Source organism: Brucella pseudintermedia (assembly GCF_008932435.1).
GTDB lineage: Bacteria > Pseudomonadota > Alphaproteobacteria > Rhizobiales > Rhizobiaceae > Brucella > Brucella pseudintermedia.
Genome location: NZ_WBWE01000019.1, coordinates 19,596 through 44,720 on the forward strand (window position 1 = coordinate 19,596; position 25,125 = coordinate 44,720).

The following is a 25,125-nucleotide window of genomic DNA, read 5'->3' on the forward strand; positions in this document are numbered from 1 at the left end:
GATTCTGGCCACCCCCCGTTCATCAACCTGTTGGAAGACAGCCATGCTCGCTCCCGTCCGCACGGTTGCGCCCGCGACCATGCCGGTGTCGCTGGCCGAGGCCAAGGCCCATCTGCGCGTCGATCACGATGACCAGGACGATCTGATCAGCGCCCAGATCAGGGCGGCGACCGCATATCTCGATGGCTATGCCGGTATCCTCGGCCAAGCGCTGATCACACAGACCTGGCGACAGGATTTTGATCGCTTTGCAGATCGCCTGACACTGCCGCTGGCGCCGGTCACCGCGATCGACAGCATCAGCTACTTCGATGCCGGCAATGTGCAGCTGGTGCTCGATCCGGGCCTCTATGCCCTGCATGCCGATGCCTGCGGTGCCTATGTCACCCGGCGGTCAGGCCAATCCTGGCCGGCCGCCTTCCGTCGCGCGGATGCCGTCTCGATCATCTTCACCGCCGGCTATGGCGCGGCGGCCGACGTGCCGGAGCCGATCCGGCAAGCCATCCTGCTCATCCTCCAGCGCCTGTTCGATGGTGCAGACACCAGCATCGATGTTGCCATTGACCGCACCGTCCATGCCCTGATCGCACCCTATCGCAGAAGCCCGATCTGATGGCCAGGATCACCGCCAATGCCCTGCGCGACCGCGTCAGCCTGGAAAAGCGCGAAGAGATCGACGACGGCTATGGCAACACCTATGGCCAGTGGGTGCCACAGTTCGAGCGCGACGCCTGCATTCTACTCTCCAAAGGCGGCGAGACCGTCATTGCCGCACGCCTGCAAAGCGTTCAGCCGGCGCTGATAATCGTGCGTTTCGATACCGAGACTGCCACCATCACTCCCACTTGGCGGCTGATCGAAACCCGTTCCGGCACCGTCTACAACATCCGCACCGTCGCCGACATGGAGCGCCGCCGCCGCTTCATTACCATGCTGTGCGAGGCCGGTGTCGCGACCTGACGGTATTCCCGATCACGGCGGCGGGCGCCAGCACGGCCGCGGCACCCCGGATGACAGTCTGGTATCAAGCCCTATGCCAGAACGCCCCGCCCCCCGCGCCCGAATGCCGGCACGCCGCGCAATTCCGCGAAAGGACAACAGCATGACCACAAACATGCCCATGGACGCGGCGCATCCGGCCGCGCCTGACAAGTACCATGTTTACCGGCCCCTGCTCGATCTGATTGGCCTTGCCGAGGGCACCGACCGCAGGCGCAGCTATAACGAAACACTCGGCTATGGCGCCTACACCGGCGGCGACGTCAATCTGGTCGCCATGACGCTCAAGCAGATCGATGCACTGCAGACGAAGATGCTGAAGCATCCGAACAACAGCCTCAACTCCTCCGCGCTCGGCCGCTACCAGATCGTGCGCACCACGCTCAGAACCATCCGCAAGACGCTTGACCTGCCAGCCTCCGCCCTCTTCGATGCGGCCATGCAGGATCGCTGCGCCTGCTACCTGCTCGGCCTGCGTGGCATCGACAAGTATCTCGCCAGCCGTCTCTCCGAAGACACCCTCATCAACAATCTCGCCCGCGAATGGGCCTCGCTGCCCACTACCTCCGGCAAGGGGACCTATGCCGGGCAGAGTGTCGCCGTCTCCCCCGATCGCGTCCGGCAGGCCCTCGCCGAGGTTCGGTCACGCCACGCCGAAACCCAGCCGACACGCGAAATCGTCATCGAGCGCGAAGTCGACAGGCCGGTCATTCCCCACACCGTCGATGCCGAAATCCGCAAGCGCACCGATCAGTGGAGCTGGATCACCACCATATTCGGCTCCGGCAGCGCGGGCCTCGCCGCGCTCGCCGGCATGGACTGGCAGACAGTCACGGCCATCGGCGCGCTCGCCCTCGGCGGCCTCGTCATCGCACTCCTCCTGCGACGCCAGATCGTCTGTGCCGTCAAGGACGTGCGCAGGATGATCGAGGGGTGAGCCACAAACCGGCGACAGTTCTGCGAAATAGCCGCGAGTTCCAGGTGCGCGCAGCCGACGAGCTCGATCTGCTGCCGGATGGGTCGGCTATCGCCGAAATGCTCGCCGACTACAGCGTCATGCGGGACCAGGCGCGCATTTGCCGAGTGTGATTCTAGATTTTCCGAATGACCTTCGTCTCGATTAGAGCATGAAGATGGGCACGCAGTCCTGCGGGGACGTGTCCACCGCTGATCACGACGCCGGCCTCCATATTCTTCTCCAGCGCGTGCCCAGTCAGGTTGGCGCTGGTCAAGAAGGCTGAATTGCCGTCGGCAACGGCCACTTTCGCGTGAACCCGTCCTTCGGCGAACGGTGCCGGCCGGTCGGTCCAGACATACAGCGCTGCCGAAGGAACACACCGCCGCATCGTAGCAATAGGATCGACGGATAGGCTCCCGCCATGGCTCGTGGAGGTCTCCAACAGAATTCGGATGTCGATGCCGCGAGTGCTTGCAGCATTCAATGCATCGACCACCGAGGAGACGTCGTATGCAACAAAGCTAACGAGAAAGAGGTCACTTTGCGCGTGACCGATGAGATCCAAGAGCACCTGCTCCGTGCGGCGGGTGGCGACGAATGGTGTCGTCGGGCCGGTCCAAACTAGTTCGACGCTGTTCTCGCGCTGCGCCTGTTGGCGGGCGAAGGCTGCGCCGACCAAGATCCCGGCCAGAACATCGCCTGATATTTCCGTCTGTTTCCAAGCGGCGATCAAGCGATCAAGCGCTGCGCGAGCAGCCGGCGTGCTCACGAGCTGATGCAGGCTTCCGTATCGTTCGACCGGCATCAAGCCGCGGACACGATCAGCGAGTGCTTCGATCCTCGACGGAGATAACATGGCCACGAGGTCTGTGGCCGCGACCAATATCGCTTCCATCAGACGGTCTCGAAGAATGCCGCGTCGGGATTTTCAAGCGTGGGTACCACGAGAGAACGATCGAGATGGCGGTTTCCCCGCTCACAGGACGTTTCCGAGACGAACGAACAGGCGTGACATGCTGCGCCGTGAAGTGACTGGTCCTTGCTCGGATCGTGTTCTGAACAGAGTGGATCGGAGGCGCAAATATGGGCGCGATCCAGCGCTTGACGCAGAAGTCTCCCGAGATTTTCAGGCTTTCCTAGCTCTACGAGCCCCCCCAGAGTGCCATCGGAATCTGCTGCAGCCGTGTAGATGAGAAATCCGGCTTGATCCCTCCCGTCCTCGACGTCTGCATATATACGCTCACGAATACTCGCAGCGTTGTAGCCGCACTCCAAAGCCAGTTCCCGTATCAGCATGTGCGCGAGCGTGTGTAGCATGACATAACGAACGCCCGGGTAACCTTGGTTTGGGTCCAGGTTCCTCTTTTGCCGCCATCCGCGATGGCCTTGCCTTAGCCGAGAGTCGAGAGCCTTCACTGGGGCTTTATTCGCCCAAGCCTTCAATGCATCTGCATCGAAGCGAACGAAAATTCCTTCACCGTGAACTTGAGTGGCCGGGACCCAGTTCGGTGCTGCGCGTGCGAGTGGGGCCCGTGGGGCTGCCTCATCTCCCGTTCCTTCATCGGGAGACTCGACTCGTGTGAATCCAAGGAGGGCGTTCACCTCACGAAGCCGCTCAAGCAGCAGAACGCGTGTGATCGCCGCACCGAAGCCAGAGGGTACGCCCACCTTCTTACTCATGAAATGCGGATAGTCGGTGGGTGGGTTCTCGGCTGTGAGGACATCCCATTCCGGCCCTTTGAGGTCGCTCTGTTCGACGCCCGGTCCGCCATTGCGATGGGTTTCGATTGCGGACCAAATCTGCTCGTCAGTGAACTGCTCGATGCCAGGCAGCTGCGCCGTCTTCTTCAGGGTCTTGACGACGAACGCCACTTCGGCCGCCGAAGTGACGTCTTCAAAGAACGTCCAGCCATCCGCGACCAGTTGCGCCAGAGGGCTTCCCACCTGTGGGATCGCGAGAACCGAGAGTGTGACCGGGAACCAGCTATTCGTTGCGCCGAGGAGAATTGCGCGAGGTTCCTCGGTGCAATCGTCCTCAAAGCGATCCACGTGTGGATGTCGTCCTCGGCAGGCTGGAAGGTTGTCTCGACCTGCCTGACCAAACGCCTGCGCCATGTTCTTCGATGCGCCGCAGCCATCGCATTTGACCCACAGGTTCTCGGTTTGAAGTGACGCGCCGCTCTCGAAGAACCTCAGCGTCGCACGACAGGTGCTAGGTCCACCGTGAACGAACCAGTGCCAGGCAAAGTCGTCCAGGTGGCCAGCCCGACACGCCATGAGAAAGCGTGCCGGGACCGCATCGGCATCCCTGGCCCTTTGATCATTGTTCGATCCACGACAGCCCTCATGGACGAAACGCGTCAGTTCAGGGCGATATCTGTTTTCCTTCAGCTTGAACAAGCCGGCGTCATAGGGTGATAGCAACCCGCATTTGACGCAGCGCAGCCACCGCGGGAAGGGCTTTACGGGCACGCCGATCAGCGCGGCGGCCGAAAACGGGTCTGCGATTTCCCTCTCGCCCACGGGCGGCATACGCAATGATTCGACTTGGGGTCCGAGCACGCCCCGGACGTTGGCGAGCAACCGTGCCTCTTGTATCGGCTGACACCTGTCCTTTTCCCAGCGGTCGATCCCCATCGTGACCACCGACATGTTCGGGAGGTCGATCAAGGCGCCCGGGCCGTAGGTCCAAAGCAACTGGCTCGGTCGAATTTCTCCTACGGGTGTCCTGCTCATTGCTGATCCTCCTGGGGCTGCATCACCCGTGGTCTCCAAGTCGGATCACTCGTCGAACGATCGTCCTCCATCACGAGCCTGACACCAGGCTCGACTTCGCGCATGGACATCGGGACCGTCCAGTCGGTCCAAGGCTTGATGCCCGGCGCCGAAAGCAGCGGATAGGCGGTGGGTCCTGCGCCGTGCTTTTGGTAAACGAGCGTGCGGCCCCCTACGCCCGCTTCTTTGGCCCAATCGTCAGCGCGGCTCTTCATCTCGGCCTCGGTCAGGGTCTTCTTCCCCGAGTCTTCCGTGACTTCCCAGGTGCGAGCGGCGACGGCGCCAATCGTATCCAACATCTCTTTGCGGCTCGGACTGTTCATGGCGCCAGCGCCGTCATTTGCCGCGAAGGGGTCGTAGGAGTGACGCATGATGGAGAGCATCGCGCCGGTGAGCCCTCGGTCCAACGCCCGTGGCGAGAACGGGGTGACGGATTGAGCTTCGACGTGCTGGTAGAAGGTCGCGTGGTAATGCTCGAAGGTCTCGTAATGCGACAAGTCCCGAGGCCGCGCCCACGTCAGCACAGTGGCCACCAGTCCTGGCGGCGTTCGGCCCACACGGCTGGTCGCCTGGATGTACTCGGCCGTTCCCTTGGGTTGGCCGTTTACGACCATCACTCCGAGACGATTCACGTCGACACCGACCGACAGCATGTTCGTCGCGAGAACGACATCGATCGGGCGGGCCTCCCCGGGCTTCCTGTTGGTCACCCATTTGCCTAGTGCCGGGTCGAAGGTGCCACCGAAAGGAACCTCGAGCTGATCAAGGTACCGCGGGATGTCCTGACTCGAGACGCGCGACGTCAGTTCGCTGATTTCCTCGACCCGCCGTTGCGAGAGCCCCGGTCGGTCCACCAGGCTCATCTCGACGCGGAAGGAACGCGTTTGGACGTCGTCTTCCGCCAAACGCTTCATCCCTCCGAGTTCTCGCAGCGAGTTGAAGTAGCCGACGAGGGTCATATAGGGGTCGGCCACCGGGCCGAACCGATCGAACAGCGCCTGCGCGGCGGTGAGGAACGCCGTATAGGTCCTGATCAGCACCGCAGGGCGAGAGCTGCCGGGTGCGCAGATACCCATGTACCGTCGGCCGGGTTTCTCGCGGATGGGTCTCTGGACCGAGAAGAAATTGTCTTCGACGTCCAGGCCCGAAGGGGGAAACACCGAAATGCGGCGCATGAACACATTGCGCACCTGGTTATCGGCCCGCCGCACGGTCGCGGTGGAAGCCACGACCTTGGGGCGAACCTTCTTGTCACCCAGAGCCCAGCTGCTCAGCTCGTCGACGGCCGTTTCGTAAAGACCCACCATGGTGCCCAGCGGGCCGCTGATGAGGTGGAACTCGTCCTGGATGATCAGGTCGGGTGGTCGGATTGCGCGGACCGGCTTCACATTGGCGGCCGGATATGCCCCCCTCGCTCGGTGCCCCGTGCCGCAGTCGTGACTCGGCCAGAGCAAACCATGGCGTCCGCATTCCTGCTCGACGCGGCCGAAAAGGTTCCGAACCTCGGGACGCCACGCCATCATCGCGAACTTGTCGACGGTCGCGATCATCATCGTCGGTGGGCGGTGATAGATTTCCTCGTCGACGACTTTCACGGGAAGGCCCGGGTGAGGCTGCCCAGTGGATTTCGCCTTCGAGAAATCGCAGCCGCCCAGCTTGTCGCCGCAGTGGATCAGCGTTCGGCCGGCGATCCTGTCGACCTCGATGTCGCGGCCACCGGAGATCTCCGAGCCGCACCAAGGGCAGCTGGTCAGCTGTGCAGGCGATGCAATGCCCGCCTTGTTGCGATCGTTGTTTCGAATGGCCTCGACAGCCTGGTGAGACGCTTCGGTCGTGCCCGGTGTCACGCGATTGCCGACCCAGAGACCGAGCGTGAAAGGTTCCTTGCCCCAGGTCTTGTCGTCTGCACGACGGATGACCTCCATCGCGCAGAGCAGCGTCGTCGCCCTCTGGAACTGCTGAAGAGTAAGCAGTCGCAGCGTGTAGCGCATGATGACGGCGAGACCGCGTGATGCGTCGAGGCCGCCGAGATCATTCTTCAGTCGGCGCATGGCCATGGCGAAGGCCGCCACACCGAGATAGGCCTCGGTCTTGCCACCACCCGTCGGGAACCAGAGGAGATCGGCGAACGCCTCGACCGGCTTCGTCCGGTCCGGGTGAGTCGGATCAGCGAGCGACGGGATCGACAGGAGCAGGAACGCCAGCTGGAACGGGCGCCACGATCTGTTCTTCGGCACGTCCAAAGTGGTCACGTCGACGGCTTCGTTCCGTCTGCGCTTCAGAGCGTAGATGCTTCGGACACGCTGCATCGCCATGGACCGGTTGGCAAAGCGGAACGCCTCCATCGCTTTCGGGTCGGCGAAGAGAGTGTCCATGCCCTCTCGGAGGCGGCGCAGGATCTCCTCGCAGCGCTGAATGACGTCCTTGCCCGGATCATCGAAGCCGGTGATCTCCGACCCCAGCCGGGTTTTCTGTTCGCCGATCCAAACGGCGTAATCGTCGACGAGGCACGAAAGGGCGTCGCGCAGCGCGTCCGGCGCCATCTCCGCCAGCCGCTTCATGTCGAGCCAGCCCTCGTCGACCATGCGCCGCATGGCAGGGCGGTCCCTGGGATCAAGGCCCGGCGTTTCGGTGACGGCGACTTCGTAACGCGGGATGATCTCTGTTCTGACGCGATGGGCCTTCGTAGGGTCCTCGGGCGTCGTATCGGCGTGAACGGACACCCCGTGTCCGACCGCGAACTCCAGCCTGTTGCGATAGATGAGCGCGAGACGGTCGCGTTCCGGGTCGTCGACGACCACTTCGTTGGAGGGGCGACGCCGAAAGACCGCCTTGTCCCCGTGATCTTCGGTGGCCTCGACGGTGATCTCCGGCTGGAACAGCCAAGCGCGGTCCTTATTGTCTTCGGGTTCCAACTGCCCGTTGACGAGGAACAAAGTGACCAGGCGCTCCCCCTTGTTGTTCGTCCGAACCGTCCCCTGCAGGCGGACGTCCGGTTGATCGGGGTCGGGAGTGGACGGCTTTATCGGCCCGTCGACGAGCGGAACCGTGACAACGCCACCACACGGGATGCGCTGCCAGACCCTGACCTTCACCTCTTCCTGGTGACCGGTCTGGCGATTCTTTCGCGTCTTGACAATCTCGTGCTCATCGTTCGGGACCCGCTCGTACCGTCCCCACCGTGCATCGACGGCCAGCTTCCCGACATCGGGCGCCACGCAGAAGGTGAGGCCCAAGCTGGAGGGAACCAGCGACTGGTTGTTCGTCGTATCGATCTCGTCGAGTGCATCGTCTTCGGGCTCTACCCGGCCGGACACACTGGGGAACTCGGCGCCAGGCTCGTGCAGCGGCGCCGTCCGTTCATCCTCGAGGTCGCCCACCTCCTCGGCTGCCGAGGCCGGTTCGACTTGGGGCGCTTGATCGTCATCCGGCCGCCGCGGCGCCAGCTTGCCGACCAGATAGCGGTCGCGGACGCTCATGTCCTTGATCAGCTCATGGGGCCCACCGGCGGGGCCGAGCAGATCGTCGCGCACGGCGAGTTCGAGGAGGTCGCGGGTGTAGACGACATCGTTGATCAAAGGCACTGCGCCGGGGTCAGAAATGCCGAGCAGCGGCAGGATGCGGAGGAACTCGTTCCATGGCAGTCGCGCCGCGGGGCCGGTCGGCGCGGTCAAGCCTAGGTCTGCGAGTGGTACGGATGGATCGGCGGCGTGCCAATGGCCGAAATGGATCGTGGCGCCGTCGATGTCCGAGCGGATGCGAAAGATACGACCCACCTCGGAGACGTTGCCGCCATCGTCCACTGCGACGACCCAGTGGCCCTCCTCGATCGCGCCGTGAGCGGTTGGCCCCAGGTCGATACAGACGGAATAGCGGGGCGCGTTGGATGTCCGCTTAACGATCCAGGCGCTGAAGGATGGTTCGGTAGTCGTGGTCAGATCGGCCATGGTCAATCACTCTCAGCAATTCGGTAACGGGCGCCTCGGCGTTCACCCTGGCGTTCGACGGCGCCACGAGCCAAGAGATCGTTGATCGCGGCATTCCACTGGCCATCGGGGATGTCGACATAGGTGAGGATGTCCGACTTGCTCAGCCAAGTTCGCCGTGTCTCAAGAAATGCCCTAATCGCCTCAGTCGCGCCGTTTGGATTTCCCGCAACCTTTGGCGCAAGTGCGGACGCGCCCTCAAGATTGAAGGATTGCTGAGAAGATTTTTCTCTAGAACGAGCTCGCGCTTTGACGTCCCCTGGTGCTTTTCTGCCATGCAGACCGTGCTCGACTTCTTCTTCAAATCTTTGGTGATTAAGTTCGGAGAGCCGCCTTAGAACTTCCATGCGAGCACCATTGGAAATGGTAAAGCGGACCCGATCGTTCTCGGGTAAATAATCAACCTCTCGAAATGAGTGCCCAAGATCAATATCGTTCCATCCATAGGCATTTAGGACGGCGATATCCATTTCCGTGTGCAACTCCCGAAAACGCTCCATGTCCTCGGATCGATCTTCTTGATTGTGGAATTGGTTGTAAATCTCGGTGAGGCCAGCCGAGCGCTCAAGCATGAGCTGTTGGCGCGTTTGGAAGTACCGCTCCCCTATCAGCTCAAGTTGGTCCGTTGCCTGCTCGCTCGGCATTGGCCAAGTTTCGAGGATAGCTGACGTGGAATAGCGAAGAGTTGAGGCGCCAAGAGTTCCACCCTGCCATCGCGCCCAAGTATCGTGTAGTGTGGATTGGAGAACAGAAAACTCCCGCCAACCTTCGAAGAAGAGAACTTTGACCTGCATATTGTAAACCGCTGATGTTGGTACGCGACTCACGCACAGGTATTTTGTGACTGAGGCGATAGCCAATACGTTAGTTTTTTTGGAAAATTCCCGCATTAAGCCGGGTCTTAGATCCCAAAGCTTCCAAAAGCAGTCTTGGTGGATCTGACCAGTTAACGAGTCCCTATAAGGTTTGACTAGCTCTTTAACCCGCTGGAATGCCGGCTCATACTGACGAGCTTTGTCTTCTGGCCAGTCACGGAAGTAGATCACCCACCTATAAGGCATCAACCTCGGCATTGTGTTGAGATCTTGTCCATTAAAAAGTGGAAATATAACTTCTTCGCATTTCGGGTCTTTAGAAATAATCTCGGCGCGCTCTTCGGCTGTGAGCTCGAAGCCTCGACCCATAACGTCTTGTCCCTGCGAGAATAGGCCTTTCAAGGCTTTTAGTTTCACTGGCCGCTTTATCTGGAAGTCCTCTTCCAAGGCGCCGTTGATCGCTTGGACCGCACTGTCATCGAGAACTTTCGAACCCTTCCATTCGTCGCGTGCAATCCACGCAATCGATACGACAACGGCAGCATTGCCGGGCCACGGAAATCTCGAGTTCGCGCGATAGATCACGCCGCCTTTCTCAATGATTTGGTCGAGGCAAACTACTCGGGAGCCTGTTTCTGTGATCGATTTGGTTGCAAGCAAGCCAAAGTAGCCCCTTGTTCCAATGAGACTGAACGCACGCAAGAAGAAATAGGCGCAAAGATCGGGGGAGCCGACGACGCCGTTTCGGACGAATTTGAGGTATTCTTGATAGGATAGGCCCAGTCGGCGACCTAATAGTCTGCCTCCCATGAAGGGTGGGTTTCCCACAAAGGCGTCAAAACCCCGGTTCTTTCTCGCAAATACTTCAGGGAACTCTAGAGGCCAATGGAATGGGTTCCGAGCGGTCCCATCAGGAGAGTCTTTGCCCAGGTCGGTTGATGCATCGCGTCGAAGCCGGTCTTTCGTAGTGTCGGCGCCACTCGTGGCCGCGTCGGCCAATGCTGCAAGCGCTTCAACACGTGCAGCCCTATCCCCGGCCCGGTCCTCAGCCAGAATGATGCCGACGAAGCTGTCGGCGATGAGAACCGGCAGTGCCATTTCGCCACGCGACTGCTCGTCGAGCGCTTCCATGGCTTCCACGTCGTGAATGTCGCGAATAGGAATCGCCCGAAGACGCGCACGAAGCTCAATCGCCTTGTCGACCGCTGATCGGATGGTGCGGCCGAACAACCGCATTTGGGCCTTGCCCGTGGGGTTCATGTCGAGCTCGACCAACTGATCAAGGTCGTGGATCCCGAGCAGACTGTCACCGCTGCGCAGATTGTGGTCGAGGAAGCCGAAGGGCCGCCCTTTCGACATGGTGGTCAGCCAGAGCGAGAGCTTGGCCAGCTCCACGGCCAGCGGGTTCTTGTCCACACCGTAGAGGCACCGTTCCGCCACGAGGCGACGGGCGACGATGGCGCGTTCCTCTACGTCCTGTGACAGGGGGTCGAAGCCTCCGGAGGAGGCGTCAACGATCCGCCCTTCGCTGTCGATCTGCTTGCCGCTGGCCTCCGTCACCGACCAAGCCTCGACCAGACGATCCGAGAGCCATCGGCACGCCTGAACCAAGAAGGCTCCGGACCCCATAGCAGGGTCGCAGATCTTCAGGTCGAGCAACTCCTCGGCGCTCTTCACCTCCCAGTCCTCGGGCGCCTTGCCCTCCGCCGGACCGCGATAGGCGACCGGCGTCAGCGTCTCCTCGACGATCTTCTCCGTCAGGCTCTTCGGCGTGTAGTGCGTGCCGCTCTCGCGCCGGTCGGCGCCGCGCACGACGACGAAGGCGCCCTTGTGGTGGACGAGCGGATAGCCCCAGGGGTCGGTCCGCAGGAGGGGCGCGTAGGGCAGGATGCGGTCGCGCAGACCGATGTCGCCGCGGCAAACGGTGAGGAGGCGCGCGGCGAGATGATCGTCGGCCGCCCGCTCGAGGGCGTTGCGGATGGCGGACTCCGAGCGTTCGCTCAGTTCCTTCAGCAGTTCAGCAACCCTCGCCGGGCCATCCAGGCGCGCCGACTCGATCTCTCCGAGCGTCACGCGTGGGCTCTTGGCCTTCGCGCCGCTGTCGAGTTCCAGCGTCACGTCGTCGACGCGCTTCACCGTGCGTTCGAGGAGGCCCTCGTAGACGTGGCCGATCTGCTCCACGTCGAGCGCGCGGTAGGACAGCGTGCGGCCTTCGAAAGTCTGGATCGCTTCCAACAGCAGCAAAACGGTGCGGTCGTCGATCGGCAGCGGTTCGGCCGGATCGCTGCGCCAGCTCGTGCCCTTCTTGCGCCCTTCGAGGAAGGGGTAGCGATCGGGGTCGAACAACGAACCTCCGAGCGCCGGTAGCTGCAGCGTCGGATGATCGATGCCGCCATACACGCCCCGAAACAGGGCGAGCAACCGCGACCAGGCGGATCGGCGACGCTCGAGGATCTCTTCGGAATCCGCTCGCAGCTGCATCCGCAGGCTGGAGATGGCGTAGAAAGAGTCGTAGCGGGGATCGCCGAGCAGGAGCAGGCCGCGTTCCTCGGCCGATAGCAGGAAGACGAGCCGCATCATCACCGTCAGACCGGCCTCGTAGAGCTCTCGTGGATCGACATCGCGCAGAAGTTCGCGATTGCGATCCTGGTCGGCGCGGTCGAGGGCCTGAACGAGCACTTCTACGGCGCGCCGGACCTGTTCTCCCAGCGCGTCGGTCACTTCGTCCTGGTGCTTCAGCGACCGCTCATATAGCGCCGGCAGCTTTCCGTCATCGGGGCCGAAGAAGCGGCGAATGCCCAGAAGGCTGACGAAGGCGCGCAGCGTTTCCGGTTCCTGGCCCCAGAGCCGCGCATACCAGCTCGCGAAGCCTGCCACGGCGCCGACGGGCGCGTGGACGAGCATCCAGCGCTCGCCATTGGTGACGATGCCAGTGGGGCATCCCGTCGCCCGGAGCAGAGCGACCATCCGGTCGGCCGGGGTGATCGCGAGGCCATCGAAACGGCGAGTCGCGTCGAGATCGGTGTCCGGCTGGTAGACGTGGATCAGCAGAAGTGGTTCGTCGGAGTTCGTTGGATTCACGACGGCCAGATCGGGCGCGACCGTGACCCCGTGTTCGGGCATCGAGACAGTCAGCTTCTCAGGCAGTGTCGCGCCCTTGCGTAGCACCGTCTCATCCATTTCCAGCGCGGTGACCAGCACGTCGTCGATCCAGGCCGCGTGCAGCGCTGGAAGGTCGGGATCGTCCATGTCTACGGCGTCGCGCCATTCCTCATAGGTCCGGCGAAGCCGCTGAGGCCGCCCGGAAGGCAGAGCTTCGAGGCCTTGCGGGAAGACATCCCGCAGCACAGGCACCGCCAGAAAGGGCCCGGAGACTTCGATGAGGTTCAGCCATTCGTGATCGTTGCTCATCCGCGCTTCTCCGTCGCGAGGGAGTTCGGAACCAGCAGCACTAGGGCCACGGGAAAGGTGTGCTCGACGACATTGGAGTGCCTTTCCTCGATGGCGCGCAGCTCCTGCTCACGCTCCTTCGGGATCCGGGCCAGGCGTGCTTCGAGGGCCGCTCGGTCACGCTTGAGCTGAGTGCGTTCGTCCTCGGAAAAAAGAGAGAGCTGCACGGGTTGCTGATCTGCCGCGATCTCGGTCTTCAGCGCTCGTTCGAGATCGTCCAGGACCTGGCGGATGTCCTCGGCCTCCTTGCGTTTCCGGGTCTCGATTGTGTTCACGAGGAAGCGTAGCCGGTCTTTCGAGCGTGCCTCGACGGCTGCCAGTATGGAATCGCGCTGTTTGTCGAAGCGCGTCCTCAATGCGTCGAACGTCGCATCCGACAGGGCCGCGGGGTGCGACTCCTCCAGCCATCGTCGGACCTCCGTGACTCGTTCCTCCCGCCGGAAACCGGCATCGCGTAGATAGCCGCCAGCCTCCGTGAGCTCCTCGTGCAGACGATGATGGTTCCCGCCGGTCACGACGAGGCGCGACATCACCACCACGGCTGGCCCCTCGATCCTCCCATCCGGAAGCGACCGAACGGTTACGCGGTGAAGCTTCTTTACGTCGTCACGCGCCCAGATCTCCGCGCGCAGGAGCCGCAGGCTCATTTGGACGAGCCGATGGTTCAGGTGGACGAGGACGACATCGTCACGGCCCTTGGCGATCTCGTGGTCGAAGGTGATCGGGCGGACCTTCTGCGTGTAGGGGTGTTCTAGCCCCTCGAGGCATCGGGACCAGGAACCCGAGAGCGGCGGCATTCGGAAAACCGTGCCATCTGGTGCACCGGCCAGAGACACGGGCTCCAAGTCGGGTTTGTCCGCAAGACGCAACGCCGTGCGTACCGCCCGCTCGATGTGGTCGGGCACGAGGCTCTGTTCGCGCCGAGTCTCGTTCAGCCGCTCGTGGAGTTTGGCCACACGTTCGCGAAGGTCGCGCTCCGCCTTCACGAAGCGACGAGATTTCTCCATCCGGGCTTCGGCTTGTCTCGTATCGAGATCGCGGCGGCGCCCCTCGAGCAGGTCGGGCAGTTGAGGTGCGATGACGGGGTTCACGCTCCCCATGTCGGCGCGCATCGCATCCAATTTGCGAAGCGCACGGAGGATATCCTCACCATGGCCTCCTGCAGCGTCCACCGGATGGCAGATGACGACCTCGCTCGCGCGTTGACCATGACGGTCGATGCGCCCGTTCCGCTGTTCCATCACGTTCGGGTTGTACGGAATTTCGAGGTGGATCATCAGATGGCAGTGGTTCTGGAGATCAATGCCCTCGGAGGCGGCATCGGTTGCCAGCAGTATCCTCACCGGGGACTCCGAGGGGCTGGCCTGGAACGCGGCTTTCACGCGCTCACGTTCTTTCGGGTCCATGCCGCCATAGATGATAGCCAATCGCTCGCCCCCGAAGCCGTGGGATGCGAGGATCTCCTGCATCCACTGCTGAGTGGCGCGATACTCCGTGAACAGGATCACCCGCTCGTTCGTCCACTGGTCACCGTCCTTCAGGTGACTGGCCAGCCAATCCAGCACGGCGGTGGCCTTGGCGTCTTTTCGACGAGCCGCCTGCTGAGCCCAGGACCGCAACTGGTCGAGCATCCGGCGTTCTTCGTCGGTCGGTGGCCGGACGTGCTTGCCTGCTTCCTCAATCGCTTCAGCCTCGGCGGCGTCGCGCTGTGCATCGTCGGCGTAGTCTTCTTCGGTTTTCGCTATCGCCCGCCGAAGGATGCGGTCATCGAACTTCTTCTGGCTGCGATCGCTAGCCGCCCGACCTTCGATCGTCGCGATATGTCGCTCCAGTGTCGCTGCGAAGGCTGCAGGTGACGACGACAGGCGCTTACGCAGCAATTGGTGCACGAAGTGATCGACGGCCCGCCCTCCATCAGCACTGCTTTCGCGACTCTTGATGTATGTCTCCAGCTGCCTCCGGGCGTTCCTCTCGTCCTCGCTATACTCAACTGGCAGCGCCTCAAGCCGCCGTTTGGGGTAAATGGGCTTGCCCTTCGCATCGACCAAATCGCTCTTCAGCCGACGGACCATCACTCTGGCGAGCTGGGAGTCACTCGGGAGGACGTTTCTCGCAAACCGCTGATCATCAAGGAGTTCGAGGAGCGCGGTGAAGGACTCGGTGTAACCATCGTGCGGCGTGGCGGTGAGAAACAGCTTGTGCTGGAAGTGTGGCGCGGCCAGACGAACCAGCCGCGTCCTGAGGCTTTCGACAGCGTAGCGGCCGACGGTCGGGGCAACGTTGTGCGCCTCATCAATGATAAGCAGGTCGAACTTCCTGGGATGGCTGACGTGCGAAGGCAATGCGTCCCGCAGAAGGCGCAAGCCTTCACCCTGCTTGGCCCAGTCCATCGACGTGATGAGACGAGGAAAAGACGTCCACGGATTGGCGTGGAGACCTCGCTCACGGCGCAAACGCTTGACGTAGTCCGTATCGACGATCCGGAACTCGAGTCCGAACTTCTCCTGCATCTCGACGCGCCACTTTTCCTGCAACGAGGCAGGGCAGAGCACGAGGACAGTGCGGGCGCGGTGACGCAGGAGCATCTCTTGAACGACGAGCCCTGCCTCGATGGTTTTCCCGAGGCCGACGTCGTCAGCGATCAGAAGATTTGTGCGCGCCATGTCGATCGCGCGCACGAGCGGATCCAGCTGATAGTCCTCGATGCTGACACCGCTGCGGAATGGAGCCTGCAGATATCCGCGATCGGCGTTCGTCGCAGCCCCCCAAACCACCGCATCGAGGAAGGCTTGAAGTGTCGAAGGGTCATCCAGTCCGGTCATGCGCGGCAGCCCGGCCCGCTCGATCACATGAGCTCCGGGCTCCAGCTCCCAGAGCACTTCGATCTCTTCACCCAGCGCATCCTCGTCGATCGAGGCCAGCCGAACGAGATGCCGCTTAGGAAGTCCAGGGGCAACCGAACCGCCTTCGACCTCGGAGACGATCCATTGTCGGCGGCGAGCCTCGACCAGCTGGCCCGGCTCAGGCGCAGTGGCGTGAGCGACCTCGGCCACTATTTCATCTGCGGTCATCGACATAGATGGGCCCCGTTCTTTCTGCGCGCGTCGACGAGTTCGGCGATGCGGTTCGCGGCTTGGGTGGCGTCTTCGTGTTCCCAGATCCGGACCGTCTCCCAACCGAGAGCAATCAGCCGCTGATCGGTATCGGCATCCCTGGATCGATTGGTTTCGATCTTCTCCCGCCAGAAATCGGCATTGCTCTTCGGCCAGGAAGCGTGCTCGGGGCAGCCGTGCCAAAAGCATCCGTCGACGAACACGGCCAATCTCGCGCTGGGGAAAACGATATCGGCGACGCGCCTGGGCTTAGTCAGGAGCGGAACGTGGAGGCGATAGCGCAGCCCCTTGGCATGCAGAGCCTTGCGGAGGTCGATCTCCGCACGCGTGCCCTTCTGTCGCACGCGTGCCATGCGACGACTGGCGTCATGCGACGAGGGACTTACGCGCGTCATCCGGCACGGCTCCCTTCTTCTTTCTCTTCGCCTTCTGGACCTTGATCCCCAGATGGGCAGCAATGCTCCGGCCGATCACCTCGCCCAGAGTGACCGGAACGGCGTTTCCAATCATCCGACCCAAGGCCTTGAAATGAACGGGAGCTCCGTCGGGTATGAAGGAATAGGACTTGGGGAAGCCCTGAAGAATTGCGCCTTCTCGCAGAGAGATGGCTCGGTCCTGCTCGGGGTGTCCGAACCGACCGTTCCCGAAGCCGTAGAACTGGGTGGTCAAAGTCGGAGCGGGCTCATCCCATACCATCCGGCCATAGACGCCCGGATAGGTACGGCCCGTCTCACGCCGGTGGCAGTCGGCAATGAGATGTTTCGGCCAGTCTCGCCATGTTCCACCCGGTCGAGAGGCGCGAATTCTTTGAAGATTTAGGTCTGAGAGCTTTGATGCGGCATGCAGCACATCCTTGGGATGGGCTTCGCCGTGAGCGATCGGCGCGAGGATGCCGATCGCCTCGCGAACGGTCTTCGGGCGGCTGTGTGTCGGGGCGAGCAGCTCGATTGGTCCAAGCCGAGAGGCCAATAGCACCATGCGCCGCCGGTTCTGCGGCAATCCATAAAGGGAGCAATCGACTACCGCTTGGTGGACGTAGTAGCCCGATTTCTGGAGAGTCTCGACGAAGTCATCGAACACCGTGTGTTTGGCTACCGAAGGCACATTCTCCATAGTGACCAAGTCGGGGCGCGTGGCTTTGATCAGCCGCCCGAACTGGTAGAGAAGACCCCAACGGGGGCTTCCAACGACATCGTAGCGCTGGGCGTAGGTGGAAAATGGCTGGCAGGGGGCGCACCCGGCCAGCACCCGGATTTCGGCGTCGCCGAACAGGTCATTCAGATGTTTCGGAGCCAGGCGCCCCACATCTTCATTTATAAAGCGCGCTGCGTTATTGGCTTCAAATGGGTGGCGGCAGGCTTCATCGACGTCAATGCCCGCGACGACCCGAACGCCCTCCGAGATCAGGCCATGCGTAAGCCCGCCGGCTCCACAGAACAAGTCGACGCACGCGACATCAGCCATCAGCTTTCTCTCCCCCCGCATTTTCCCCCTTCTGTGAATCGGCCTCGGCCGCCTCGCCTTCCTTTTGATCGTCCGATGCTTTCCCGTGCCTCACCCAGTCATCAACTTCGTCGGTTTTGAACTTCCAAAGCCTCCCGACTTTGTGGGCCGGCATCTCCTTCTTCGCGATCCAGCCGTAGACCGTGTCTTTGCTGACACCGAGATATTCAGCGATCTCCTCCACGGAGACCCAGCGATCGGACATGGTGCGGCCCTTTCAGCCAGCATGATTCGAGCATCCAGTATCTCACCGACACAAGCAGGAGTAAACCAAAAGAAGTCTGATTTGACCCGGTTTTCTTGTATTTGGTCGGATGGCTGATGGAGTGTTTCGGCTGATGATGACGACCCCCAAGCGCATGTGAGGCCGCCATCATCCAGCTCGGTCAAGCGTCGGCTTGCTGAGCCTGGCCACGGTCGGAGGTGCTGGAGCGGACAATCGACTGCTCGTATTCCTCGACATCGGACAGGCGATAGACTACCCTGCCGCCTACTTTGAGGAACTTCGGCCCTTCACCAGTCCAACGCCACCGCTCAAGTGTGCGATGGCTGATCCCCCAGCGCACCGCCAGTTCAAGTTGGTTCATGCATGTTGCCTTCATTTTCGTGTCCTTTCGTCTTGGCAAGTTGGAATGCGACACGACGAAGGCGTGGCCGGAAAAAACTATCAAGGTAATACTGGCGGGAGCCACAAAACCGGGGCGTTGCCTCGTCTCGTCTTGAACAGAGAAGTTCCTCGAAAGCGAAGATTCACTTGCGAATACGAAGGCGTGCTGGCGCGATGTGGGGCATACTTCGAGCGAGTTTGTCGAAGAGTCCTTTCCCTCCAAGATTTACGAAGCAATTCGCCACGATTCTCCTGGATTCACTCGTGAGCGCTATTCTTTGCACAAACCAGTCAGATTGTTGCGCAATGGTGAGCAGGGCTACGTGAAATGTCCGCATGAGCGCGGCTGGCCACTCGCGTTTGCGAACTGCGTAAAGCTGCGCATACGAGGAAATGCCTGGAAGTGGGCAGGAGTTGTGGACGATTCGCCATGGCTTATCAGAGAGTTAGAGGATGAGTCCTTTCCCTCCGCCATTATCTTGTAGCGAACCCGAGATGAGGCTCCCGATGGGGGCCTTTTTCTTTTTGTTTCAAAGGCGTTTAGCCGATGCAGTCGAACCTCGGAGACTGGCGCCGGGTCCAATTTCTGTCTCCAAATGGCCCTTCGTCTCTAACCGAGCGAACCTCGCTCCGAGCGGTTCGGCTTCGCGAAAGCCAGCGTTTTCAGCCAGTTCCATCCATCGGATCGGCGCACCTTCTGCGGCCGTTCTCCCGGCTGGCGTCGCCAGCCAGAGAACGCGCGGTAGGCGTTTCATAGCGAGACGACGAGCGGTTGCCCGCAATAGCCCTAATTCAGCGCCATGCTTTGGTTGATGGCTTTGTTCACGGGCTGATCGTCCAAGGTCTTTTGCGGAGCTTTGCCATCGCATCCTCGATTGTGGTTGCGTAGTGGACCAGAGGCCGTTTCAGCCCGTGTGTCACGAAGACCCTTTTGATGTCGCGGCTGGCCCCCGTGAGCCAGAGCGCGACGCCGCGCTTGTGGGCCTTGTGCGCGAGACCTTCGATCATGTTGGCGCCCGTCGAGTCGAGGAAAGGCACCGCCGAGAAATCGACGATCAGCGCCTTGTGGCTGTCCTGGATGCGGTCGAGCACCGAGCCGATGGAAGCGGTCGCACCGAAGAAGAGCGCGCCGGTGATGCGGTAGACCACGACTTCCGGGTTCGCAGCGACCTCTTCGTCATAGCTGCCACGGGGGTGCGCGCTGTCTGCCTCGTCCCGTCCCACGAAGGGCGTGTGGGTGGCGATGGCGGTGGTCTTGCTCATCCGCTGGATAAACAGCACCGAGCCGAGCGCGAAGCCCACGACGATGGCCTCGGTCAGGTCGCGGAAGATGGTCAAGAAGAAGGTCGCGGCCAGCACCGTCGCTTCGCCCCAGCCTGAGCGGACGAGGATGGCGATGGCGGGCTTCTCGATCATGTTACAGGCGACGACGGCGAGGACACCCGCAAGCGCGGCCAGCGGAATGTAGGCGGCGAGCGGCGCGGCTACAGCCATGAAGAGCAGGATGAACAGCGCATGCAACATGCCAGCGACCGGACCATGCGCGCCCGAGCGCACGTTCGTCGCGGTCCGCGCGATGGTGCCGGTGACGCAGAAGCCGCCGAAGAGGGCCGAGCCGATATTGGCCGCACCCTGCGCCACAAGCTCGCAGTTCGAGCGGTGTCGACGCCCGGTCATGCCATCGGCGACCACGGCCGAAAGAAGCGACTCGATGGCGCCCAGAAGCGTGAAGGAGATCGCAGCCGGAAGAACCGCCATGATCTTCTCGACTGACAGGTCCGGCAGGCTGGGAGCCGGCAGCGTCGAGGGGATACCGCCGAACTTCGTGCCGATAGTCGCGACCGGCAGGTGCAGGAGCGCCGTCGCTAGGGCCGCGACACCCACCGCGATCAGCATGCCCGGCCAATGCGGTCGCCAGCGACGAAGCCCGAGGATGATCGCCACGGTAGCCGCCGAGACGAGAAGCGCGGCGGGCGTCAGGCTCGAACGGGCCTCCCACAGAGCTGGGAGCTTTTCCAGCAACTCACCCGGTTCATGCTCCAGCGTCAGGCCCAAGAGTTCCTTGATTTGGCTCGCGAAGATGATGACCGCGATCCCCGCGGTGAAGCCGACCGTCACCGGGAAGGGAATGAACTTGATGAAGGTGCCGAGCCGAAGGAAGCCGACCGCCGCCAGCATCAGGCCCGAGAGGAAGGTCGCAAGGATCAGCCCTTCCATCCCGTGTTGCGCGACCGTCGCCGCAACCAGCACGATGAAGGCGCCCGCAGGACCGCCGATCTGGAACCGCGATCCGCCGAGAAGCGAGACGAAGAAGCCGCCGACAATGGCGGTATAGAGCCCCTGCGCCGGGGTCGCTCCCGAGGCGATGGCGATCGCCATGGAAAGCGGCAGCGCCACGATGGCAACGGTCAGTCCGGCAATGGCATCCGCCCGCAGCTGCGTCAGCCCATAACCCTCGCGCAGGACGGTTACGAGTTTCGGGGTATAGAGCTCGGCGAAGCTGGGCAAGTCGCCGGTCTGTCTGGTCTGGTCTTTCATCTTGGGCCGCACCTTGAACGGGTTGCGGCGGGATCGTCGGCATGTCGTCGGCGGTCGCCGTCGCGAAGTCTGGGGTTAGTGTTTCGGGGGTGGAGATTTCAAGCGAACGCCGCGCCCGCCAGCCGTGCTGGGCGTGCCTTCACCGATCAGCTCAACACCGGCGAATTCGAGCGCGGCGACGACCTTGGTGAGGCTGTCGACGACGCCACGCACGTTGCCGGCGCTGGCCTCCATGCGCTGGATGGTCGGGACGGACAGCCCGGACAGTTCGGCCAGGGTTTTCTGGTCGATGCCGAGAAGGGCACGCGCCGCGCGCATCTGGGGGCCAGTGATCACTGCTCGATATCCTGCAAATCGCATATGATATTGAGATAATGATCTATTATATCTCAGATATCAATATCGATATTCTGAACATCCTGTTAGTGTGAAATTGTTGCCGTCGCTCAGACGGCGGGAGCTACAGAGTTACGAACGAAAAACCATATCCATCTGCTCCGCCCACGGCCGATCGGCTACCGCAACGAGGTCGTTCAGCGAGAGTGCCGGCGGTACGCGCCTGATGACGAGGTATTCGAGCACCTCCGGCGACAGATAGGCGAGCCGCATCATGCGGCTCACGAACCGGTCGGAGACCTTCTCGGCCGCCGCGATGTCCTGGATCGTGGAAGCGGCACCGGATTCCAGCTTCCGCCGCCAGCTCCAGGCGCGGGCTATGGCGCGCAGCACATGCGGATCCTGCGCCCGCCCATTCCGTAAGGTTACCTCGTCGGGCGGCAGGATCTTCGGCCGCCCATTGCGTTTGCGGATCGTCAGGGGGATGACGACGCGGATGGTGTTCGTCGAGTCGGTCATGCGCAGGCCTCCGTCTGGCGGGGAGCCATCATGTCCCGCAGGACCGAGCCCAGCCCCTCATGGCGCAAATCAACGGCGATGCCGTCTTCACCGACAGTCACCCGCTCGACCAGAAGCTGGACGATGCGGGTTTGCTCCGCCGGGTAGAGCGCCGCCCAGAGCTGGTCGAATTCGCCCAGCGCCTGGACGACCGCCTTCTCATCGACGGTCGAGCTCTCGTCGCGAAGGGCCTTGATCGTCCGCGCCGCTATCTCGGGCGCGCGGATCATACGGCGGATTTCGCCGACCACGGCGTCCTCGACCATGCCTGCGGGCAAGCGCAGCGGGCGCGAGGCGTCGCCGGTCGGGCGGTTTCGGATCAGGTCCATCGACGCATAGTAGCGGTAGAGGCGCGTGCCCTTCTTCGTCGCCGTCGGCGTCATCGCCGTGCCCGTCTCGGTGAAGATGATCCCCTTCAGTAGGGCCGGCGTCTGGCGGCGGGTATTCTTCGCCCGCAGGCGCGGGCTCTCCTGCAGGATGCTGTGCACCTTGTCCCAAAGGGTCTGATCGATGATGGCCTCGTGCTCGCCCGGATAGGCCGTGCCCTTGTGCACGGCTTCGCCGAGGTAGACCCGATTGTTGATCAGTTTGTAGAGGAAGCCCTTGTCGATCGGCTTGCCGCGCTTGTTCAGCACGCCTTCGGCCGCCAGCGCTTTCGCCAGCGTCGTGGCGGAGCCGATGGCGACGAAGCGCTCGAAGATCATCCGGACCGTCGCGGCCTCGGCCTCGTTGACCACGAGCTTTCGGTCGCGCACGTCGTAGCCCAGCGGGACGTGACCGCCCATCCACATGCCGCGCTTGCGGGATGCCGCGACCTTGTCGCGGATGCGCTCGCCGATCACCTCCCGCTCGAACTGTGCGAAGCTGAGGAGGATGTTCAGGGTCAGGCGGCCCATCGAGGTCGTGGTGTTGAACGACTGCGTGACCGAAACGAAAGTCACCTGATTGCGGTCGAAAATCTCGACCAGCTTGGCGAAATCCATCAGCGAGCGCGACAGCCGGTCGATCTTGTAGACCACGATCACATCGATCAGACCGGCCTCGACGTCCTGAATGAGGCGCTTCAGGCCGGGACGCTCCAGCGTGCCACCGGAGAAGCCGCCATCGTCGTAGCGTTCGCGAATGGTGGCCCAGCCTTCCGCCTTCTGGCTCGTCACAAAGGCCTCGCAAGCCTCGCGCTGGGCGTCGAGGCTGTTGAACTCCATGTCGAGCCCTTCCTCGCTCGACTTGCGGGTATAGATGGCGCAGCGCTGGCGGCGCGGAACGACCGCGACGGCTTCCTGATGACGGCTCATCGGTCGTCCCTCCGGGCCTCGCGCAAGCCGAAGAAGCGGTAGCCGTTCCACTGCGTGCCGGTGATCGCCCGCGCCACCGCCGACAGCGACTTGAACTTGCGCCCCTGCCAGTCGAAGCCGTCCTTCGTCACTGTGACGGTGTGCTCCACCCCGTCCCATTCACGCACGAGGCGGGTGCCGACCACCGGGTTGCGGGAATCTGCGATGATCGTCTCGCGCCCGACCCGGCCCTCGATTTCGTCGGCCAGCAAGTCAAGCGTCCGCCGCGTCTCGCGGGACAGGCCGCCGAGGGTCAGTTCCTGGACCCGGTAGCCGAGCCTCAGTTCGAGGTAACTGCGGCTATTGTTCGGAGCGGGCGTGCCGAAGAGGCTTTCCCACTTCGCCTTCAGCTCGACCACCGTCATTCGTTTCAGCGCTGCAAGCTGCGTGACCACGCTCGCGTCCGCCGCATCGCGGTTGCCCGGTTGCCATGGCGCAGCGTCAGTCTTTCTCTTTGTTCCTGGCATCATTGCCCTCCAACTCGGTTGCTCGGTTTGCGACGACCAACACGGCGTTTGAGGGCGAGAATGTCGAATGAACTTTCTCTGCCGGCAGCAGATAAATGACTGGACTGTTCGGACAGAACCCGCTTCAGCCCGATGGCGAGAATCTGGCCGAGTTCGCCAAGCCGCTCATCCGCCGACATGCGGTCGGGCGACAAGGGGTTGGGGGCGGAGGAAACGTCGTGCATGAGACCGTTCGCAATCAATCCTGATAAGCGAACGGTACGTGGAAATCATGAAAACACAAGCACAATCAATTATTTGTCAGGTTAGTACGCAATCATGAGTACTGGATGGCGCTCGTTCAGCGGCGGTTCAGATTGCCCGACCTACACTGCCCACATCTTATGGCTCGGGAGGAACACATGAAGCGCGTCGTACAAGTCACTGCCATGCTGGCAGCCCTCATTGCCACCGCCACTACGGCATCGGCCTACCGGATTGAGAAAGTGCAGGCATCCTCGCCGTCCCTTGGTAAGCATTATCTCTATTCCTGCATCTGCGACAACGGAAACCGCATCATCTCGTATTCAACAAGCCCCATCAACGGCAACGACTGCCTTACGGCCTGTTACCATGCCGGTTCCGGATATGGTGGGCCGCAGACGCCGCCCGTGAAGTCCCTCCCTGCCACCACGGCGCAACGTCGACAAGGTGCAGTAGGGCGATAACGTTACGCGGTGGCACGGCCTGCTCAGTGGTGCGTTGCCGGCCGCACGTCCCTGTCGGTGTCCAGGCGCAGCGCCGTGCGCCACAGTGACGTCTTGGTGAACAGGCCATCATCGAATCGTCGCGCGCCCTCAACGCGATCCTCTCGCAACAGCCCCGTCCAGCATAGCGGACGCAGAACCTGAACATAGAGGTTGCTGAGGATCATATCGAAGCGTTCTGACTCGCCCTTTGGCCCATAGAGCGTGTGGCGCAGTTCCGTTGCGGTCGCGCCATTCTCGACCTCGACATTCAGCACATTGAGGAAGATGTCCCAATTGCCCGGCAATCGTTCCGGCCGCCGTGCAAATTGCAGGTGGTCCACTTCGAAGAGATAGAACGGCGTGATGATGCCGAACAGCCGGCCAGGATGACCAACCAGGGACTGGCCCGCCTTGGTCAGCGTGAACTGGCCCTTGGAGTGACGCCCGATCTTCAGGGCAATCATCAGGTCGTGCAGGTCCATCAGCGGACCGAAGTCGATCTCGTTCAGCACCTTGTTGATGGCGAAGAGGTCGGCCTCCAGATAGCCCGGCCATTCGAACTCGGCGGCCGCCCAGTGGACGAAGCTGCGTTTGAAGGCTTTTGATGGCGTCAGCGGGATCGCTCCGTGCTCGTAGATATAGGCGAAGGTCTTTTCCATTGCCCGCACCATTGGCGAGTGCACGAGCGCCGGATCGTCATCGACCACTTCCTCGAACACGATCAAGATCAGATCTCCCGGCCGAACCAGCGAATGCGCCCGATGATCCTGATCTCCTCGGCCGTGCGCTCATAGGGGCTGTAGAACGTGTTGTCGGAGATGATGCGCACCCGCGGCGGCTCCGAATTCGGGATGTGCTCGAGGCGTTTGGCGACGAGCCCCATGCCGTCGAACAGCACGAAGATGCCCGGCGGGGTCGGCATGCAGCGGGCAAGGTCGACGAGCACGACGTCGCCGTC

General features: G+C 62.1%; 22 protein-coding genes. 6 read left to right on the plus strand and 16 right to left on the minus strand.

Annotation, left to right across the window (positions count from 1 at the left end; genetic code table 11):
- The first annotated feature begins 43 nt into the window (after window positions 1-43).
- The 4 genes from F9K78_RS20210 (at window position 44) to F9K78_RS20225 (ending at window position 2,088) form a co-directional block, all read left to right on the plus strand.
- A complete protein-coding gene (locus F9K78_RS20210) occupies window positions 44-613 on the plus strand; it encodes a head-tail connector protein (protein WP_151682640.1) in 570 nt (189 codons plus the stop codon).
- Window positions 613-960 (plus strand): phage head closure protein, encoded by a 348-nt coding sequence (locus tag F9K78_RS20215; protein ID WP_151682641.1) that lies wholly within the window; start codon window positions 613-615, stop codon window positions 958-960. Before F9K78_RS20210 ends, F9K78_RS20215 begins: the two co-directional genes overlap by 1 nt.
- Before the next feature lie 142 nt (window positions 961-1,102).
- Window positions 1,103-1,936, plus strand: a complete 834-nt coding sequence (locus F9K78_RS20220) for a lysozyme family protein (RefSeq protein ID WP_235925486.1) — start codon at window positions 1,103-1,105, stop codon at window positions 1,934-1,936.
- A complete protein-coding gene (locus F9K78_RS20225) occupies window positions 1,933-2,088 on the plus strand; it encodes a hypothetical protein (RefSeq protein ID WP_167518143.1) in 156 nt (51 codons plus the stop codon). Before F9K78_RS20220 ends, F9K78_RS20225 begins: the two co-directional genes overlap by 4 nt.
- Window positions 2,089-2,090: 2 nt before the next feature.
- Here the strand turns inward: F9K78_RS20225 and drmC are convergent, their stop codons facing one another.
- The 14 genes from drmC to F9K78_RS20295 form a co-directional block, all read right to left on the minus strand.
- The gene (gene drmC / locus F9K78_RS20230; protein ID WP_028032137.1) at window positions 2,091-2,852 is read right to left on the minus strand and encodes a DISARM system phospholipase D-like protein DrmC; all 762 of its coding nucleotides are present in this window, start codon (window positions 2,850-2,852) and stop codon (window positions 2,091-2,093) included.
- Window positions 2,852-4,693 carry a DUF1998 domain-containing protein gene (gene drmB / locus F9K78_RS20235; protein WP_151682642.1) on the minus strand — a complete coding sequence of 614 codons (1,842 nt, stop codon included), beginning with the start codon at window positions 4,691-4,693 and terminating at the stop codon, window positions 2,852-2,854. The genes drmC and drmB overlap by 1 nt, the downstream gene beginning before the upstream one ends.
- A complete protein-coding gene (gene drmA, locus F9K78_RS20240; protein ID WP_151682643.1) occupies window positions 4,690-8,679 on the minus strand; it encodes a DISARM system helicase DrmA in 3,990 nt (1,329 codons plus the stop codon). Before drmA ends, drmB begins: the two co-directional genes overlap by 4 nt.
- Window positions 8,680-8,681: 2 nt before the next feature.
- Window positions 8,682-12,944 (minus strand): Eco57I restriction-modification methylase domain-containing protein, encoded by a 4,263-nt coding sequence (locus tag F9K78_RS20245; RefSeq protein WP_151682644.1) that lies wholly within the window; start codon window positions 12,942-12,944, stop codon window positions 8,682-8,684.
- Complete coding sequence (gene drmD, locus F9K78_RS20250; RefSeq protein WP_235925487.1) at window positions 12,941-16,060, minus strand: DISARM system SNF2-like helicase DrmD; 3,120 nt, start codon at window positions 16,058-16,060, stop codon at window positions 12,941-12,943. The genes F9K78_RS20245 and drmD overlap by 4 nt, the downstream gene beginning before the upstream one ends.
- Window positions 16,051-16,491 (minus strand): very short patch repair endonuclease, encoded by a 441-nt coding sequence (locus F9K78_RS20255; RefSeq protein ID WP_028032133.1) that lies wholly within the window; start codon window positions 16,489-16,491, stop codon window positions 16,051-16,053. The genes drmD and F9K78_RS20255 overlap by 10 nt, the downstream gene beginning before the upstream one ends.
- Complete coding sequence (locus tag F9K78_RS20260) at window positions 16,463-17,560, minus strand: DNA cytosine methyltransferase (RefSeq protein WP_051469293.1); 1,098 nt, start codon at window positions 17,558-17,560, stop codon at window positions 16,463-16,465. The genes F9K78_RS20255 and F9K78_RS20260 overlap by 29 nt, the downstream gene beginning before the upstream one ends.
- The gene (gene mads1 / locus F9K78_RS20265; RefSeq protein WP_051469291.1) at window positions 17,553-17,804 is read right to left on the minus strand and encodes a methylation-associated defense system helix-turn-helix domain-containing protein MAD1; all 252 of its coding nucleotides are present in this window, start codon (window positions 17,802-17,804) and stop codon (window positions 17,553-17,555) included. The genes F9K78_RS20260 and mads1 overlap by 8 nt, the downstream gene beginning before the upstream one ends.
- Before the next feature lie 181 nt (window positions 17,805-17,985).
- Window positions 17,986-18,201: a helix-turn-helix transcriptional regulator gene (locus tag F9K78_RS20270; protein WP_151682645.1), complete on the minus strand. Its 216-nt coding sequence runs from the start codon at window positions 18,199-18,201 to the stop codon at window positions 17,986-17,988.
- An 827-nt stretch (window positions 18,202-19,028) separates the two neighbouring features.
- On the minus strand, window positions 19,029-20,744 hold the full coding sequence (locus F9K78_RS20275) for a SulP family inorganic anion transporter (protein ID WP_113397369.1): 1,716 nt from the start codon (window positions 20,742-20,744) through the stop codon (window positions 19,029-19,031).
- A gap of 75 nt (window positions 20,745-20,819) precedes the next feature.
- Entirely contained in the window at window positions 20,820-21,080 is a 261-nt protein-coding gene (locus tag F9K78_RS20280) for a helix-turn-helix domain-containing protein (protein WP_113397368.1), read from the minus strand.
- A 132-nt stretch (window positions 21,081-21,212) separates the two neighbouring features.
- A complete protein-coding gene (locus tag F9K78_RS20285) occupies window positions 21,213-21,599 on the minus strand; it encodes a hypothetical protein (RefSeq protein WP_113397367.1) in 387 nt (128 codons plus the stop codon).
- A complete protein-coding gene (locus F9K78_RS20290) occupies window positions 21,596-22,933 on the minus strand; it encodes a recombinase family protein (protein WP_151682646.1) in 1,338 nt (445 codons plus the stop codon). Before F9K78_RS20290 ends, F9K78_RS20285 begins: the two co-directional genes overlap by 4 nt.
- Window positions 22,930-23,439: a DUF2924 domain-containing protein gene (locus F9K78_RS20295; protein WP_151682647.1), complete on the minus strand. Its 510-nt coding sequence runs from the start codon at window positions 23,437-23,439 to the stop codon at window positions 22,930-22,932. Before F9K78_RS20295 ends, F9K78_RS20290 begins: the two co-directional genes overlap by 4 nt.
- Window positions 23,440-23,534: 95 nt before the next feature.
- Here F9K78_RS20295 and F9K78_RS21995 point away from each other — a divergent pair, with 95 nt between their 5' ends.
- Window positions 23,535-23,687 (plus strand): hypothetical protein, encoded by a 153-nt coding sequence (locus F9K78_RS21995; protein ID WP_167518144.1) that lies wholly within the window; start codon window positions 23,535-23,537, stop codon window positions 23,685-23,687.
- 153 nt (window positions 23,688-23,840) lie between these two features.
- Window positions 23,841-24,146, plus strand: coding sequence for a hypothetical protein (locus F9K78_RS20300; RefSeq protein WP_109988931.1), 306 nt, complete (start codon window positions 23,841-23,843; stop codon window positions 24,144-24,146).
- 23 nt (window positions 24,147-24,169) lie between these two features.
- Here F9K78_RS20300 and F9K78_RS20305 read toward each other — a convergent pair whose 3' ends face one another.
- Together F9K78_RS20305 and F9K78_RS20310 are read right to left on the minus strand one after the other, a co-directional pair.
- Window positions 24,170-24,892, minus strand: a complete 723-nt coding sequence (locus F9K78_RS20305; RefSeq protein ID WP_109988930.1) for a hypothetical protein — start codon at window positions 24,890-24,892, stop codon at window positions 24,170-24,172.
- 2 nt (window positions 24,893-24,894) lie between these two features.
- Window positions 24,895-25,125, minus strand: a 231-nt coding sequence (locus F9K78_RS20310) for a S24 family peptidase (RefSeq protein WP_167518145.1), incomplete at its 5' end; no start/stop codon positions are given.